The sequence below is a fragment of the Candidatus Enterococcus courvalinii genome, assembly GCF_017315945.1.
Taxonomy (GTDB): domain Bacteria; phylum Bacillota; class Bacilli; order Lactobacillales; family Enterococcaceae; genus Enterococcus_B; species Enterococcus_B courvalinii.
The window spans coordinates 49,238-65,407 of record NZ_JAFLWI010000011.1; the positions used below are offsets into that span (position 1 = coordinate 49,238).

The following is a 16,170-nucleotide window of genomic DNA, read 5'->3' on the forward strand; positions in this document are numbered from 1 at the left end:
CGTTTACATTATAACTTTTCTACTTTTCCCATTGTATCGGAAAAATAACTATAAATCAAACACTATCTCCTTTTATTCCACAGAATTTTGTAAATCATCCATGCTAATCAAACGGATTTCATAAGGTTTATCTTCTTGAATTTTTTTTGCATCGCGCAAAAAATAATCTGTTTTCCCAATGTACTCTGGGTCATAGATCAACAAAGTCCCCTCTGTATGCGTAAGTAGAAATTGTGTATGATTTTTTAATTGATTAGGATTTTTATAAGGTAGATGACTGACCGACTCAATGTAGTCCGCTACTTGTTCCGCTAACATTTTCTTTTCTTGATTTGTTTCGTTCCAATTACTACCAAATTCAGCAAACGGATAAATAATTCCTAAATGTAATTCAGGATACTCTTGCTTCAACTCAGCTACAACTTCAGTCACCCATAATTCAACACCAAGGTTGCCACTGCTGATCACCCACTCTAATCCTTCTTCAACTAGTTGGCGAATTTCTTTTTTTAAAACATTTTTAATAACTTTGATTTTTGGATCCTTTTCCTGAAAAACACCCAGTTCAAAGCTTCGATAGCCTGAAACATAGATTACTTTCAATTGATTCACCGCCTGATTCCTTTTCTTTCTTTACTTTTTTTTGCTATAATGTGCGCAGGAGTGTGATTAAATATGGTCTTACGCTACCCTAATGGCCAACCTTATTCTAAGGATGCCTCTTCAAAACCAAAAATTCAAGGGAAAAAAACTTCTTCCACTGTTTTTGGTAACCGAGGTATGTCATTTGAAGAAGCTATCAACGAGAGCAACAGCTTTTATCTGTCAAAAAATTTGGCAGTCATACACAAGAAGCCAACCCCTATTCAAATCGTTAAAGTCGATTATCCTCGAAGAAGTGCCGCAGTGATTAAAGAAGCTTACTTTACTCAAGCTTCAACAACTGATTACAACGGTGTTTATCGAGGTTTCTATTTGGATTTTGAAGCAAAAGAAACGAAAAATAAAACATCTTTTCCATTCAATAATTTTCACGAGCATCAAATCAAACACATGGAGTCTTGCTTAAAGCAAGATGGTATCTGTTTTGTTTTATTATGGTTTTCTAGTCTAAAACGTTGTTTCTATTTAAGTAGTAACCATCTGATTGATTATTGGTATCAACAAAATGATGGTGGTAGAAAGTCTTTACCACTTTCATTAATTGAAGAACTTGGAATAGAAATCACACCTGGTTTCTTACCACGCGTCCCTTATCTTGATGCAGTCGATCAGTACCTATCATTATCAAAAGGAGAAAAGCACTAATGGCAAATGAACAAACGAGAGCATCGCGAAGAAAAACAAGTCCTCCACAGAAAAAAGGCACAAAATCAACTTCTAGCAATGGCTCTGGTAAGCAAAAGAACGGGAAAAATTTAATTGTCAAAATCTTACTCGGCATTGTTTTTATTGGCTGTATCTTGTTCTTATCTGGTGTCAGCCTATTTTGGTTTTATGCAAAAGACGCCCCTGCCTTAACGGATAAAAACTTAGATGCCACTGTTTCGTCAAAATTATATACTTCAACAGGAGAGCTATTTGAGGATCTCGGGGCAGAAAAACGCGAAAAGATCACTGCCAACGAACTACCACAACAATTGCAAGATGCCATCGTTTCCGTTGAGGATCGTCGTTTTTACAAACATATCGGTGTCGACCCTGTCCGCATTCTTGGTTCGGCGCTGTCAAACTTTACGTCTGGCGGACTGCAAGGTGGGAGTACTTTAACTCAGCAATTGATCAAACTTTCCTTCTTCTCAACAAAAGCAGAAGATCAAACGTTAAAAAGGAAAGCACAAGAAGCTTGGATGGCTGTCAAGCTAGAACAAGAAAAATCGAAAGAAGAAATTTTGACTTATTATGTTAATAAAGTCTATATGGCAAATGGCTTTTACGGCATGGAAACGGCCGCAGAAATGTACTTTGGAAAAAGATTACCTGAACTATCCTTAGCCCAAACTGCCCTTCTCGCTGGAATGCCTCAAGCACCTTCAGCTTATGATCCATATACTTATCCTGAACAAGCAAAAAAACGTCGCGATATCGTTCTTTATACCATGCTACAAAACGAAAAAATCACTCAAGCAGAATATGATCAGGCAGTAAATGTCCCTGTCACAGACGGTCTACAAGAATTATCTTCTGGTGATGATAATACCAAAATCGTCGATAACTATGTAAAAGAAGTCATTAACGAAATTGAAGAAAAAACAGACAAAAACGTCTACACCGATGGTCTTGATATTTACACAAACCTTGATTTAGATGCGCAAAAGCAACTATACAACATTGTCAATACCGACCAATATGTTGCTTACCCTGATGATCAAATGCAAGTTGCTTCCACGTTGATCGATACAAAAACAGGACAAGTCAAAGCACAAATCGGTGCTCGAAAAGTTGCCGAAGATGTGACACTTGGAAACAACTTAGCTGTCAATACGTCACGTGATTTTGGTTCAACGATGAAACCAATTACAGATTATGCACCTGCCTTTGAATATCTAAAATATTCTACTGGAAAAACGATTTCCGATGCTCCATATAACTACGAAGGAACGACCACGCCTGTTATGAACTGGGATAACCGCTACATGGGGACAATCACTTTACGACAGGCTCTATATGACTCACGGAATATACCTGCAGTTAAACTATTCAATGAAGTTGGTGCTGATAAAGTTGCTTCTTTCTTAAGTGGTGTTGGTATTGATTATCGTACGATTCATCAATCAAACGCCATTTCAAGTAATACAGAAGATCAGGACGGAACAAAATATGGTGCTTCTTCCTTAAAAATGGCGGCGGCTTACGCGGCTTTAGCGAATGGCGGCACTTACTACAAACCACAATATGTCAATAAAGTGATCTATCAGGATGGAACAGAAGAGACTTTTGAACCTGAAGGTACCAGAGCAATGTCTGAAGAAACTGCCTACATGGTGACGGATATTTTGAAAGACACCCTGACAAAAGGAACTGGGACTAATGCTCAGATTCCAGGTTTATATCAAGCAGGTAAAACTGGGACATCTAACTATACAGATGATGAATATGCAAAAATTGGCCTTTCTTCCGGTGTCTACCCCGACATTTTGTTTGCCGGCTATACGCCAAACTATGCAATTTCTGTTTGGACGGGCTACAATGAGAAAATGACACCAGTTACTGATGCATCAACGCATGTTGCTTCTGATGTCTATCGTGAATTGATGCAGTATGTTTCTGCAAATGTTTCAAATGATGATTGGACCATGCCGAACGATTTGATTCGAGTAAACAATGAACTTTATTATAAAGATCAGTATACTGTTCCAAGTTATAGTGCGCCAAGAAGATCGAACATTCCGACTCCTAGTTCAACGGTTGAGCCAGAGTCGAGTACTACTTCAACGACCACCGTTGAATCAAGTACAGAATCTTCTACTACAGTTGAAAGTAGCTCTTCTAGTTCTTCTAGCTCTTCAGAAGAACCAGTGCCTTCAACTTCAAGTAGTTCATCAACAGTTGAATCCGAGACACCACCAGAAACATCTTCAACTGCTCCCCCAACAAGCAATACTGAAAACGCCGCTCGCTCTGAAAAAGTTAGTTCGAGTTCATAAATTGCTACTGATAACTAATTGGGCAACTTAAAATACAAAAAGGTCAGGACATCATTTTGTCCTGACCTTTTCTTTCATTCGCATTTTTCCATCTTGGCACATCGGCAACAACGGACAAACTTCGCACTTTGGATTTCTCGCTGTGCAGTGATAACGACCAAAAAAGATCATGGTATGATGTGTTTTCACCCAAAGATTTTCTGGCACTTTTCGCATCAAAGTTTCTTCCACTTCGAGTACATTTGCGTTTAATTTACAAATTCGTAATCGTTTAGACACCCGCTCGACGTGTGTATCAACGGCAATAGCTGGAATTCCAAAAGCATCCCCTAAGACAACATCGGCTGTCTTACGTCCTACCCCAGGTAAAGACATCAGTTCTTCCCGTGTATTAGGGACTTCCCCATTGAAGCGTTCCAACAACTGTTCGGCACACGCTTTGATATTCTTTGCTTTGTTTCGGTATAAACCAATCGTTTTGATTTTCGGAATAATTTCTTCGACAGAAGCTTGCGCCAATGTTTCTGGATCAGGAAATGCTTCAAATAGTCCCGGCGTTGCTTTATTTACTGAAACATCTGTTGCTTGGGCACTCAAAATCACAGCAATCAATAATTCAAAAGGATTTTTATGAACGAGTTCCCCATGTGCATCTGGAAACATCTTATACATTTCTTCAATTGCTAGCATTGTGTTTTCTTTACTTAGCATCTTGTCTTCCTCATCATTTTCTACTTTGTTTCGTTTCTCAGTTCTTCTTCCAACCAATTTGTCAAAGAGACTTTAGGTAATTCTTCTGATTGTGCAGACTGTTCTACTTCTTTTTGCAACAGTTGCTGTTTACGTCGTTTTTGTTCTTCCTCAACTTGTTGCTTTGTTCGTAAATTTTTTCGTTCCCAAGACAACAAAATTCGATCGACATAGTTAAAGCTATATGCTTGATTCAATACCGCTTCACGCAAAGCAAGCTTTAGCACTTCCGGTTGATAGTGATCTTCCTCTAGCCATTGTCCAATCCGCTGGAATTCGATTGAAGACAACGGTCGACCAAATTCTTGTTCAAATAACCGATAAACCGATTGAATCTCTTGCTCTTGCTGATTTTCTTTGGCTTTTGATGCTTGACTATCTAAATACTTTTCAAGTCGTTCATACAACGGAAGTAAATTATATTGATCCGCTTTTTTACCATCAACAGTGATTGTTTCAATTACGAGAAAACCACCACTAACCAATCGATTTAAAATTTGATAAACTTGATCTGATTTCAAACCCATGTTGATCGCTATCAATTGTAAATCAGGAAAGAAGTCCCCTTCTTGTTGCTTCATGTGTAACTGCAAAATAAAAAGAAATTCTTCTGATTCCAGGCCCATTTTCCGATAATTTACGAATAACAAATTAGAAATAGTCGTCTGGCCTGATTGTAGATATTTGGTTAAACTTAGCATGTTCTTTTCCTCCGCTTCAAAATCAGTATACGGAAAAAGCCCAGGTGAAGCAAGTTTGCCTCATTGATTTTTGGTTTGACTTCTTCGGAAGCAGACGAAAGAAAGCACCAGAAATCTCAAGGTAAAGATTCCTAATGCTTTCCTTCTCTCAGTCATTTTTCATCACTTAACTAGGAGATTGATTCATGTTTTTACAGATTAATTGCCTCGCCACCAGTTACGCCATAAATTTGGGCTGTAACATAACTTGCTTTATTTGAGGCTAAAAACACATACACTGGAGCTAACTCAGCTGGCTGACCTGCACGTTCTAAAAGACTATCTTGTCCAAATTCTGGAATAGCTTCGCTTGGTTGCCCCTCGTCAAGTTGTAGAGGTGTCCAAATTGGTCCAGGAGCGACAGCATTCACCCGAATACCTTTCGGCGCTAACTGTTTTGCTAAGCCAATCGTAAAATTCGCAATAGCGGCTTTAGTAGCTGCGTAATCAAGTAAATGTTCACTTGGATTTGTCGCCTGTACAGAAGTTGTATTAACAATAGCTCCCCCAGCTGGAAGATGAGGTAACGCTTCTTTGACTAAAGAAAACATGGCAATGATATTTACCATAAAAGTATCTTTTACTTGTTGCATAGGCAATTCTTCAATGGATGAACAAGAAATTTGTTGTCCAGCATTTAGAATTAATGTATCAATGCCACCTAATTCAGCTACTGTTTGACGAATGATTTCCTTAGGTGCTTGCTCATCACGCAAATCAAAAGGCAACAGTACTACTTTCCGACCCGCGTTTTCAATCAACAGTGCTACTTCGTTCGCGTCCTCTTCTTCTCCTGGGAAAAATTGTAATGCGATATCTGCACCTTCTCTTGCAAAGGCAATCGCAGCAGCACGTCCAATACCAGAGTCCCCACCAGTAATCAATACACGCCGATTTTCTAATTGATTGGATCCTTCGTAAGTTTCCTCACCACAATCTGGTACAGGTTTCATATCTTGTTGTAGGGCTGGTGTATCTTGGTCTTGTTTTGGAAATTTTTCCGTATGGTATAATTTTCGCGGATCTACTAATTTTGGTTCAGTCATGCTATTCCTCCTCCTATTAAAACAAATTTTCTTTCAAAACAGCCACTCAAACTTAACTATTTCGTATAGTCTTTTCTCAGTAAATGTAGCGCTACAGCAGCAGTTGCTACAGCAGAACCAATAAGAACTAAGAAAAAACCTAACTCAGAACTCCTACCTGGCAAACCACCAGTATTCATACCCCAAATTCCAGCAATCATTGCTGGAACTGAAATCACTAACGTTGCAGAATCAAGATATTTCATTAAATGGTTCAAGTGATTGTCCATCATGCCACTAAAAAGATTTCCGATACTTTCAAGCAAATCCCGATAAATCGAAATCATTTTTTCAGTCTGTCTTTGCCTTAATTTGACGTCGTAAAGTAACTGATCATCAGCTAATTTCTCCGCAAAATCATTCACCTCCCACAATTCATCAAGTGTCTCTTTTTGATCTCTTAGTGTGTGATCAATGTAAACAATGGTTCGCTCTAGATCAGCTTGCTTGTAAAGTTCTTCATTTTCAGTTGTCCTACGTGCACCTTCATCTAACGAGTCGATTTCTTGCTTCATTTTCTGTAATTCTTTAACGAAATGGGTATAACTGTTCAAAATCGTATAGGCAATGATTTTCTCAAATGAATCAAGCTTTTTCTGATGTTTGTCAATCAGATTCTTAATAAAAATCGTTTCCGTTTCTACACAAGTAATCAAAAGATCGTCCGACACCACAAAAGAAATTGGTGTTAAACGTTCTTCGATTTTTGTACGATTACTGGAAAGATTTAACAATACAAGTGAAAATGCATTCTTCAACTTCGTACCAGGGAGATACTCGACTCTTGAAATCGCTTCAGGATAAGAAATACCAATAAAAATATCTTGCGGTAATTGATAATGTTGTGTGATTTTTTCAATCTCGTTTACATCTTTATTATTCACGATTATCCAATTACACTTTGTTTCATCTGAATCTGTCACCTGTTTTTCTTTATCAACAAAGTAATACGCTGGCATTCTTGTTCCTCCTTCCCATTCCACTCAACGCATCGCTCAAACTAAGCCGTTGCTTTTTAATCTTTTTTTCATCTATCTATCATTATAATAACTGTTTCACTTTTTTTATTCAAAGAATTCGATTAACTATAGTTTATCAATTAAAAGTCCCGTTGATTCATCAATCATTTCATTTTCCATTTAGAATCTTCTCCGTTATTCTTAAATTACAAGAACTTAGGTTTATTCCATTCATCTTTCGTTAAAAGGAGAATAAAAATGCTAGTTATTATCGATATGCAAAACCACATTCTTAATCCAACAAGTAAATTTTACGTTCCCAATGCGACTCACTTAGTTCACCCTATTACTCAAAGGTTAGAAAAAGCACGTAAAACGAACGAATACGTTTTATTTACGCGCGACATTCCTGTTGAAAAGAAAGGAAAAGCAGAGGAAACAAATGATCTTCAACTAATTTCCGCTTTAACACCTCTAGAAAAGGAACAAGTAATCAAAAAATATTATTTTACGATTCCTCCTGAAAAATTAGTCGAAATAAAGGATAATTTCTTTGCAAACAAACAGGAAGAAAAAAAAATCGAGGTCACGGGAGTAGAAACACATTTATGTATTCTAGCAAACGTACTTGCTTTACAAAGCGCGTTTCCAGAAGCTGAATTTACAATCAACCAACGCTTAGTTGCTAGTAAAGAACAACAAGCAGTAGCCTTTGATTTGCTAAAACATTTTAATGTTTCAATTGTCGAATAAAAGAGTTTTATCTTAGTAAAGTAAAAAGACCTCACGAAATAACTCACGAGGTCTTTTGTATTTATTGTTCAAATTATTCTTCCGTTTCTAAAACATATGGCTCACCTTCATACGTATAACTTGTATTCAAAGTACCATCATTTTCATCCGAATATACACGACGGCTAAAAGGGAAACAGTGACTCTGTCCATCCACGGCTTCTTCTTTTGACAAGGTGAAACGATCTGCTTGCGTTCGATTTAATTCTTCAATCACTTGATCTGCTAATTGATCAATCATCACATCATTTTGTTTGGCAAATTTTTGATAATCTTTTAAAAATGCTTCTTGCTGGTTAAAGTATTCTTTTTCCATCTGACATCCCTCCAATTTAAACTCCTAGTTTATTTTCACAAAAAACCGGCTAGATTACAACTAATTATACTTTTAAAGCGTATAAACTTTCACAAAATAAAAAGACACGCCAGCAGTCAGCTAACTTACTGTTGGCATGTCTTTTTATTTTTTATTTATTTTTTATTTATTTTCTGCAATCTCAGCTAAAGCTGCTTGTGCAAGTAAATTCAAGTAATTCCAAGGACGATCAAAGTGTGGTTGGAAGAAGAAATCAGATAGTGCTAGATCTTCCACTGTCATTTTATTTTGTACTGCAAGTGACAATGTATTCGCAGATTGCGTGATATCATATTTTGACATAAATTGTGCACCCACGATACGATTTGTTCCTTTTTCATATACTAATTCCATCAAGACTTTTTCAGTTGTTGGCATAAATTCTGGACGATAGTTATCTTCAAATAAGGTAGCTTGAACATCCAAATTGTTTAATGGTGCGCTTTCGGTTGTTACACCCGTTGAGCCAATAGTCCAACCAAATAAATACAAGCCTGATGTTCCTTGTGTTCCACGATAATGCATTTTGTTTTCAGTTAAGTTGTACCCAATTAATAATCCTTGGCGAACAGCATTTGTTGCTAACGGAATATAGTTTTGAGTATTTGAAGGGTTATAGTGGACAACTGCTGAGTCACCAGCTGCAAAAATATCAGGGTTGCTTGTTTGCATATATTCATTGACCTTGATTGCACCATTTGGTAATGTGTCAACTTTTCCAGCAACCAACTCTGTATTTGGTTTAAAACCAACGCACAAGATCACCATATCTGCATCAAATGTTTCGCTAGGTGTTTTGACTTGTTTTACTTTACCTGCTTCATCTGGGATAAACTCTGATACGTTTTCACCTAAAGCTAAAGTTACTCCACGATCCACCAATTCTTTTTCCAAAACATCTGTGAATGGTTTATCCAAATATTTATTTAAAATACGATCTAATCCATCAATCAAAGTGACTTGTTTTCCAGATTCAACAAAAGCTTCAACCAATTCGATCCCAATATAGCCTCCACCAACGATTACGACACGTTTTGCATCTTTGGCTTGTGCGATAATTTCATTGGCTTGGTTGTAGTTTTTACATAGTAAAATATTTTCAGATTCGATTCCTTTGATTGGCGGAATAATTGGCCATGAACCTGTTGTCATAACTAATTTATCATAAGAAACTGTTTCAACTTCACCAGTTTTTAAATTTTCCGCAGTTACAGTTTTATTTTCTGTATCAACATCTGTGACATTGTGTTCCATTTTAACTGTCGCACCTAACCCAGAAAGTTCATCTGGATTGGAGTAAAACAACCCAGCAGGATCTTTAACTACGCCTCCGACATACAAAGCAATCCCACATGATAAGAATGAGATATTGTCATTACGTTCATAAATTGTTACTTCTGCTTCTGGATGATTATTTAAAATACTTTTTACAGCTGCTGTTCCAGCATGGGTGCAGCCAATTACAACTACTTTCATGGTAATCCCTCTTCCTGCTAAACTTTTTGTCTTTTGACAATGCTAACTATAGCAAAAATAAAACGTATTCAGAAGTTTTATGCTTGTGAATTCACAAGTGAAAATCCGCTTACTTTTTAAAAGGAAACAGCAAGAAAACCTGTTAAAAAAAGCTTCATACAGTAGCCGTTTAGGCTTACGCAATAAAAGGATTGTGAAAGTGTGAAAAAATAAAAAACTATTTTACCCAAAATTGAGATAAAATAGTTTTTTATTGCTTTCTTTTTCACCAAGTATCACAAAATAAATTAGTGGCATTCCTTTTTTGTGATACATTTTTTAATTAAACAGACTCGCTTGCTCGTGTTTGTTGACACTCTGGGCACAAGCCATACAGTTCAAGACGATGTTCATTAATCTCAAAATCAGTCAAACGACTGGCAGCCATCTCAACATCTTCAAGACCAGGGTAATGAAAGTCCACGATTTTCCCACAGTTTTGACAAATCACATGGTAATGACGTGTCGAAGTAAAGTCAAAACGACTTGACGCATCTCCGTAATTCATTTCTTGTACAAAACCAATAGATGTAAATAACCGAAGATTATTATAAACTGTTGCGACACTCATATTTGGAAAACGGTGTTCTAACGCTTTATAGATTTCATCAGCTGTCGGATGAGAATGATGTTCGATTAAATACTCTAAAATTGCATATCTTTGAGGTGTGATCCGAATATTTTCATGCTTTAGTTTTTCGATTGCCTCGTCTACCAATTTGTTGCCCACATTGACACCTCCTACGTGATCATTCACGTATTATCATACTATTTTTATTTTTCAAAATCTACATTTCATAAAGATAAAATTAAAATTCATGTTTTTCTATGCAAAATGTTAAAGTTAACCTAAAGATTAGCAAAGTATATAAAAGAGGCCAAGACAACTTTTCGTCTCGGCCCCCTTGATATCGTTGATTCTAATCCTCTTGATACAACGCAGTTGATAGGTAACGTTCCCCATTATCTGGTACAATAACTAAAACTTTTTTCCCTTTACCCAATTCTTTCGCAATTTTTAAACCAGCTGCAATTGCAGCACCTGAAGAAATCCCAACCAAAAAGCCTTCTTGACGACCGACTTCTCTTGAAATTTCCATTGCTTCCTCACCAGTGATTGGCAAAACTTCATCATAAACTTTCGTATCCAGTGTATCCGGTATAAATCCTGTTCCAATCCCTTGAATTTTGTGTGGACCAGCTGGTTTTCCTTCTAAGACTGCTGACTCAGCAGGTTCAACACCGATAACTTTTATTTCAGGATAGACACGTTTTAATTCATGTCCAGCACCAGTGATCGTTCCCCCTGTTCCGATTCCTGAAACAAAAGCATCTAACCCAGCCACTCCAAAAGCAGCCTGAATTTCAGGACCAGTCGTCTTTTCATGAATTTCAGGATTGGCTGGATTTTCAAACTGGAGTGGTAAGAAATAATGATGTTCTTTGGCTAAGCGTTCTGCTTCTCTGATGGAACCAGAAATGCCGTCAGCTCCAGGTGTTAAAATTAATTCAGCACCGTAAGCCTTCATTAGCAAACGACGTTCCATACTCATTGTTTCAGGCATCACGATAATCACTCGATAGCCCTTAGCTGCGCCAACCATCGCTAAACCAATCCCTGTATTACCAGAAGTTGGTTCAATAATCGTGTCACCAGGTTTCAAACTTCCGTCTTGTTCTGCTTTTTCAATCATGCTTAAGGCAATCCGATCTTTCACACTGCCCCCTGGATTGAAAAATTCCAATTTAACATAAACTTCTGCAGAATCCTCTGGAACTATTTTGTTTAATTTAACGATTGGTGTTTCTCCAATCAAATCAGTAATCGCTTGATAGATTTGTGGCATGAAACTCTCTCCCTTCGACCTGTCTTTACTTCTTTATCATAATACAACCAGATACTATCTGGCGAATATTTCGTCTTAAAACATGCGACAAAAAAGTAGTTTAGATAAAAATATCTAAACTACTTTTTAAGGAATTTCATATCAAAACAATTAATAACTCAAACGATTAAACAGATAACTCTTGTCCAACCATTAATGAATAGTCACTTAATCCGTTCTTTGCCATCAAGTCATCAATAGACATACCAAATTTTTGTGCAATCCCCCATAGTGAATCACCAGAGACAACTGTATATGTTTGACCCGTGCCAGTTGACTGAGTATTTCCACTGTAAGTTGATTGCGTTGTGGATGAAGTCGTCGTTGTGGTTGTTGTCGTTGTCGTGCTTGTAACAGAGCCAGTTGATGGTGTATCAAAACGTGTTAAGTTGTATGTGCTGATCAATGAGTTTAGCTTCTCTCCATAAGTGGGATCAGTAGCATATCGGCCTGTCAAATAAGCCGTAGCATCATAAACACTGGTTGTATTACTTTTCCAAGCACCTGAGTAGTGATAATCACCAGTTGAAAAACTAGTCGAACGTAACACATTCGCATGGTCTTGGAAGGATTCCCAATAAGAAGAATATTTACGGAATGGTTCATTCATCGTCACCCATTGACCATTTAAATATTCTTTTGTTGGCATATAAACAACAGCACCATTATAACTTCCTTTAACACCAAAGAGATTATAGTTTGGTGCGCTTGCTAATCCAGATGTTCCATAAGCACTTTCAAGTAATGCTTGTGCAATCATCACAGAAGCATACAAATCATTGTTGGCGGCAACTTCTGATGCAGACCAACCAATTTGGTTAATAAAAGACTGAGGATCAGTTGTTGTTTGGTTTGTACCTTGTTCATCTGCATGTGCACTTTGTGGTGCTGCTGTAACCATCATTGGCCCAACCAAAAGACTTGTTCCCATTAATGGAGCAATGGCTTTTTTATTAATCACCATAGGTTTCTTCGCCTTATGATGACGGGCGCTACGGGTTTTCAGCTCTTGCATTCGTATTCCTCCTCAAAATAAAAAAACTTCAAATAAAAGTTTTCTCCTTAAAACAAACTTAATTAAATAAATTATACGTTTATTTTGACAAAATCTCAATTTAATCTGGATGTTTTCTGCTTATGTAACGAAATTGTAACACAAAAGAAATCAAACAGTAACTTTGTTTTCAATAAAACAAGCTGGGAACTTCTCCCAGCTTGTTCTTCTAATTAAATTATTCTGTTTTTATAATTCTTCGTAAGTTTTGACAACATTTTCAACTGTGAAACCAAATTCTTCAAGAATAATATTTCCTGGCGCTGATGCCCCAAAGTGATCAATGGTGATTGTTGTTCCTTCTGTCCCAACATAACGTTCCCAACCAAACGGTGCAGCCGCTTCGATTGCGACACGTTTAGTTACAGATTTTGGAAGAACACTTTCTTTGTATTCAGAAGATTGTGCTTCAAACAAGTCAAAACTTGGCATTGAAACAACAGAAACATCTTTGCCGTTTTCAGCTAAAACTTTTTGCGCTCTAACTGCTAAATCAACTTCAGAACCAGTTGCTATCAAGATACCTTCTGGTGTTTCACCTTGTGCAGGAGAAAGTACGTAAGCACCTTTTTTCACCATGTCATCGGCTTTTTCTTTTGTTGACGGAAGAACTGGTAAGTTTTGGCGACTTAACACTAAAATAGTTGGTGTTTCTGTTGATTCCATCGCAATTTTCCAAGCGGCACGCGTTTCATTGCCATCAGCTGGACGTACAACATGTACACCTGGCATGCAACGAACAGAAGCAAGTTGTTCGATTGGCTCATGCGTTGGACCATCTTCACCCACTGCGACTGAATCATGTGTTAATACATAGATAACTGGTGCTTTTTGAATGGAAGCAAGACGAATAGCTGGACGTAAGTAATCCGTGAATACAAAGAATGTTCCGCCATAAATACGTGTACCACCGTGTAATTGGATTCCGTTCATCGCTGTTGCCATGGCAAATTCGCGAACACCAAACCAGATGTTTCGGCCTTCATAATTGCCCGGTTCAAAATCAGTTTCAGCAGCAACCATTGTGTTGTTCGAGCCAGATAAATCAGCAGAACCACCCCATAAGCTAGGAACTGCTTTTGAAATTGCTTGGATCATATCCTTACTGGACACACGACTTGCTTGGCTGTGACCTTCATCATAACTTGGCATCTCAGCATCCCAATTTTCTGGTAATTTTCCAGCAAACGCATCTTCAAATTGTTGTGCTAAATCTGGATAAGCGTTTTTATAATTAGCAAATTTTTCATTCCATTGTGCTTCTGCTTTTTCGCCCTCTTCAACCATTTTTTCATGGAAACGAGTAGCCACTTCTTCAGGCACTGTGAAATCTGGGTAATCCCAACCATATACTTCTTTCGCCATCTTGATCCCGTCATCACCAATCGGTGCACCATGGACAGAAGATGTTCCTTCATTAGGTGAGCCATAACCGATAACTGTTTTCACTTCAATTAGTGTTGGTTTTTCAGTTTCACCTTTAGCTGCTTCAATCGCGTTAGAGATAGCTTCTAAATCATTTCCATCTTTCACTAAGATATGTTGCCAGCCATACGCTTCGTAGCGAGCGCCGACGTTTTCTGTGAAAGCTTTTGAAGTTGGGCCATCAAGTGAAATATCATTTGAATCGTATAAAACGATTAATTTTCCTAATTTCATGTGTCCAGCCATAGAACTTGCTTCTTGAGACACGCCTTCCATTAAATCGCCGTCACCACATAAAGCATAAGTATAATGATCAACAATATTAAAGTTTTCTTTATTGTAAGTTGCTGCAAGGTGCGCCTCTGCCATTGCCATACCAACAGCCATGCCGATTCCTTGACCTAGTGGACCAGTTGTTGCTTCAACGCCGTCTGTATGATGTACTTCTGGATGTCCTGGTGTTTTTGATCCCCATTGACGGAATTGTTTCAAGTCATCAATTGTTACTTGATAGCCAGATAAGTGAAGTAAACTGTACAACATGGCTGAACCATGCCCAGCAGAAAGTACAAAACGATCACGATCTGCCCAATTTCTTGAAGTAACAGGATTTACTTTCAAATGTTTTGTCCAAAGTGCATATGCCATCGGTGCAGCACCCATCGGTAAGCCTGGATGACCCGAATTTGCTTTTTGTACAGCTTCAATACTTAATGTACGGATTGTGTTAACGCCTAGTTGATCAATTTTGTCGAACAAAAGAACCCCTCCAATTTAGGTTTTTTTTACTGTAATTCATTTCATGCTCATTTTAGCGGATGCAGTTCAAAAAATCAATGCTTTTTTGGTATTTTTTACCAAAAACCACACTAACGGTCATGTAACCCTTTTTCTTTTTGAATTTCTTTTAATTTATCTGGTGTCACATCATTACCTTCTGGATCAACAATTTTCATTCCTTCAATATGATGTCTCATGCCAGAGCGAAAAGCTGTCAAATATTCTTCTCTTAATAAAATCTGTTCTTTTTCTTCTTCTTTTGAAAGACCTTCAGCTTTTTTCTTTTTGGCTAATTCATTAATACGTGCAATTTTTTCAGGTGATAACATTATCAGCCCTCCTTTTTTCTCTTCTTATATTATATAAAAAAACCAAAAAAAACAACTAGGTATCCACATTCACATGCGAACATTTGTTTGAAACAGCGCTTTTTATGTGGTATTATTTAATTATTAAGTGAAAGAAGGTGTACTTTGTGGCCCGACAAACTGAAACACGACAAATCGAAGTCTTACGTTATATCCACGAACAAGTGACCCGTAAAGGATACCCACCAACTGTTCGTGAGATTGGTGAAGCTGTTAACCTTTCTTCAACATCAACTGTCCATGGACATTTAGCACGATTAGAAAAAAAAGGATTCATTTTACGTGACCCGACAAAACCACGAGCAATCGAACTAACTGATTTAGGGTTAGATCAGATTGGGATCAAACCATCTACTATTCCAATGCTCGGAGTAGTTACCGCTGGTGAGCCGATTCTTGCAGTTGAAGATGCCTCCGACTTTTTTCCTGTTCCACCCAATTTAACTTCAGAAGAAGGCAGCTTATTCATGCTGACCATTCGAGGTGAAAGTATGATCAATGCGGGGATTTTAGACGGGGATAACGTCATCGTTCGGAAGCAAGAGAGTGCTAAAAACGGAGATATCGTCATCGCTATGACAACAGAAAATGAAGCGACTTGCAAAAGATTCTATAAAGAAAAAGATCATTTCCGCTTACAACCTGAAAATGACTTATTAGAACCAATCATTTTAGATGAGGTCGCTATCTTAGGTTTAGTAGTTGGTCTCTATCGTAGCCACATTTATTAATATAATTCAACCAAGGAATTGCAGTAAAACTTCTGCAATTCTTTTTTTATTGGTCTTACCCCTTTACAAACCGAACAAACATT

16 protein-coding genes are annotated in these 16,170 nt (G+C 37.5%); 4 read left to right on the forward strand and 12 right to left on the reverse strand.

The genetic code is table 11. The features are described from left to right. Nucleotides 1-72: 72 nt before the first annotated feature. Nucleotides 73-612 carry an SLOG family protein gene (locus tag JZO71_RS08495; protein WP_206899062.1) on the reverse strand — a complete coding sequence of 180 codons (540 nt, stop codon included), beginning with the start codon at nt 610-612 and terminating at the stop codon, nt 73-75. A gap of 63 nt (nt 613-675) precedes the next feature. Between JZO71_RS08495 and recU the strand changes: the two genes are divergently transcribed. Next, nucleotides 676-1,308, forward strand: a complete 633-nt coding sequence (gene recU, locus JZO71_RS08500) for a Holliday junction resolvase RecU (RefSeq protein ID WP_206899063.1) — start codon at nt 676-678, stop codon at nt 1,306-1,308. After that, the gene (locus JZO71_RS08505; RefSeq protein WP_206899064.1) at nt 1,308-3,647 is read left to right on the forward strand and encodes a PBP1A family penicillin-binding protein; all 2,340 of its coding nucleotides are present in this window, start codon (nt 1,308-1,310) and stop codon (nt 3,645-3,647) included. Before recU ends, JZO71_RS08505 begins: the two co-directional genes overlap by 1 nt. 51 nt (nt 3,648-3,698) lie before the next feature. Here the strand turns inward: JZO71_RS08505 and nth are convergent, their stop codons facing one another. From nth to JZO71_RS08525, 4 genes are all read right to left on the reverse strand, one after another. Further along, on the reverse strand, nt 3,699-4,358 hold the full coding sequence (gene nth, locus JZO71_RS08510; protein ID WP_206899065.1) for an endonuclease III: 660 nt from the start codon (nt 4,356-4,358) through the stop codon (nt 3,699-3,701). A gap of 20 nt (nt 4,359-4,378) precedes the next feature. After that, nucleotides 4,379-5,098, reverse strand: a complete 720-nt coding sequence (locus tag JZO71_RS08515) for a DnaD domain protein (RefSeq protein ID WP_206899066.1) — start codon at nt 5,096-5,098, stop codon at nt 4,379-4,381. Between the two features lie 191 nt (nt 5,099-5,289). After that, a complete protein-coding gene (locus JZO71_RS08520; RefSeq protein WP_206899067.1) occupies nt 5,290-6,183 on the reverse strand; it encodes an SDR family oxidoreductase in 894 nt (297 codons plus the stop codon). A gap of 56 nt (nt 6,184-6,239) precedes the next feature. Next, nucleotides 6,240-7,181 carry a magnesium transporter CorA family protein gene (locus tag JZO71_RS08525; RefSeq protein ID WP_206899068.1) on the reverse strand — a complete coding sequence of 314 codons (942 nt, stop codon included), beginning with the start codon at nt 7,179-7,181 and terminating at the stop codon, nt 6,240-6,242. A gap of 258 nt (nt 7,182-7,439) precedes the next feature. On the opposite strand from JZO71_RS08525, the gene JZO71_RS08530 reads away from it, so the two are divergent. Next, nucleotides 7,440-7,934: an isochorismatase family protein gene (locus tag JZO71_RS08530; RefSeq protein ID WP_206899069.1), complete on the forward strand. Its 495-nt coding sequence runs from the start codon at nt 7,440-7,442 to the stop codon at nt 7,932-7,934. Between the two features lie 73 nt (nt 7,935-8,007). On the opposite strand, the gene JZO71_RS08535 is transcribed toward JZO71_RS08530, so the two are convergent. The 7 genes from JZO71_RS08535 to JZO71_RS08565 all read right to left on the reverse strand — a co-directional run bounded on the left by JZO71_RS08535 (nt 8,008) and on the right by JZO71_RS08565 (nt 15,317). Beyond that, on the reverse strand, nt 8,008-8,289 hold the full coding sequence (locus JZO71_RS08535) for a DUF5960 family protein (RefSeq protein ID WP_206899070.1): 282 nt from the start codon (nt 8,287-8,289) through the stop codon (nt 8,008-8,010). A gap of 162 nt (nt 8,290-8,451) precedes the next feature. After that, nucleotides 8,452-9,804: an NADH oxidase gene (locus JZO71_RS08540; RefSeq protein ID WP_206899071.1), complete on the reverse strand. Its 1,353-nt coding sequence runs from the start codon at nt 9,802-9,804 to the stop codon at nt 8,452-8,454. A gap of 322 nt (nt 9,805-10,126) precedes the next feature. Continuing rightward, the gene (perR, locus tag JZO71_RS08545; protein WP_206899072.1) at nt 10,127-10,573 is read right to left on the reverse strand and encodes a peroxide-responsive transcriptional repressor PerR; all 447 of its coding nucleotides are present in this window, start codon (nt 10,571-10,573) and stop codon (nt 10,127-10,129) included. 190 nt (nt 10,574-10,763) lie between these two features. Then, on the reverse strand, nt 10,764-11,690 hold the full coding sequence (gene cysK, locus JZO71_RS08550; RefSeq protein WP_206899073.1) for a cysteine synthase A: 927 nt from the start codon (nt 11,688-11,690) through the stop codon (nt 10,764-10,766). 166 nt (nt 11,691-11,856) lie between these two features. Then, nucleotides 11,857-12,744: a glucosaminidase domain-containing protein gene (locus tag JZO71_RS08555; protein ID WP_206899074.1), complete on the reverse strand. Its 888-nt coding sequence runs from the start codon at nt 12,742-12,744 to the stop codon at nt 11,857-11,859. 228 nt (nt 12,745-12,972) lie between these two features. Continuing rightward, nucleotides 12,973-14,967: a transketolase gene (tkt, locus tag JZO71_RS08560; RefSeq protein WP_206899075.1), complete on the reverse strand. Its 1,995-nt coding sequence runs from the start codon at nt 14,965-14,967 to the stop codon at nt 12,973-12,975. Between the two features lie 110 nt (nt 14,968-15,077). Beyond that, nucleotides 15,078-15,317, reverse strand: a complete 240-nt coding sequence (locus JZO71_RS08565) for a DUF896 family protein (protein WP_067482326.1) — start codon at nt 15,315-15,317, stop codon at nt 15,078-15,080. A gap of 146 nt (nt 15,318-15,463) precedes the next feature. Here JZO71_RS08565 and lexA point away from each other — a divergent pair, with 146 nt between their 5' ends. Next, nucleotides 15,464-16,087: a transcriptional repressor LexA gene (gene lexA / locus JZO71_RS08570; RefSeq protein WP_206899076.1), complete on the forward strand. Its 624-nt coding sequence runs from the start codon at nt 15,464-15,466 to the stop codon at nt 16,085-16,087. The last annotated feature ends 83 nt before the right edge of the window (nt 16,088-16,170 follow it).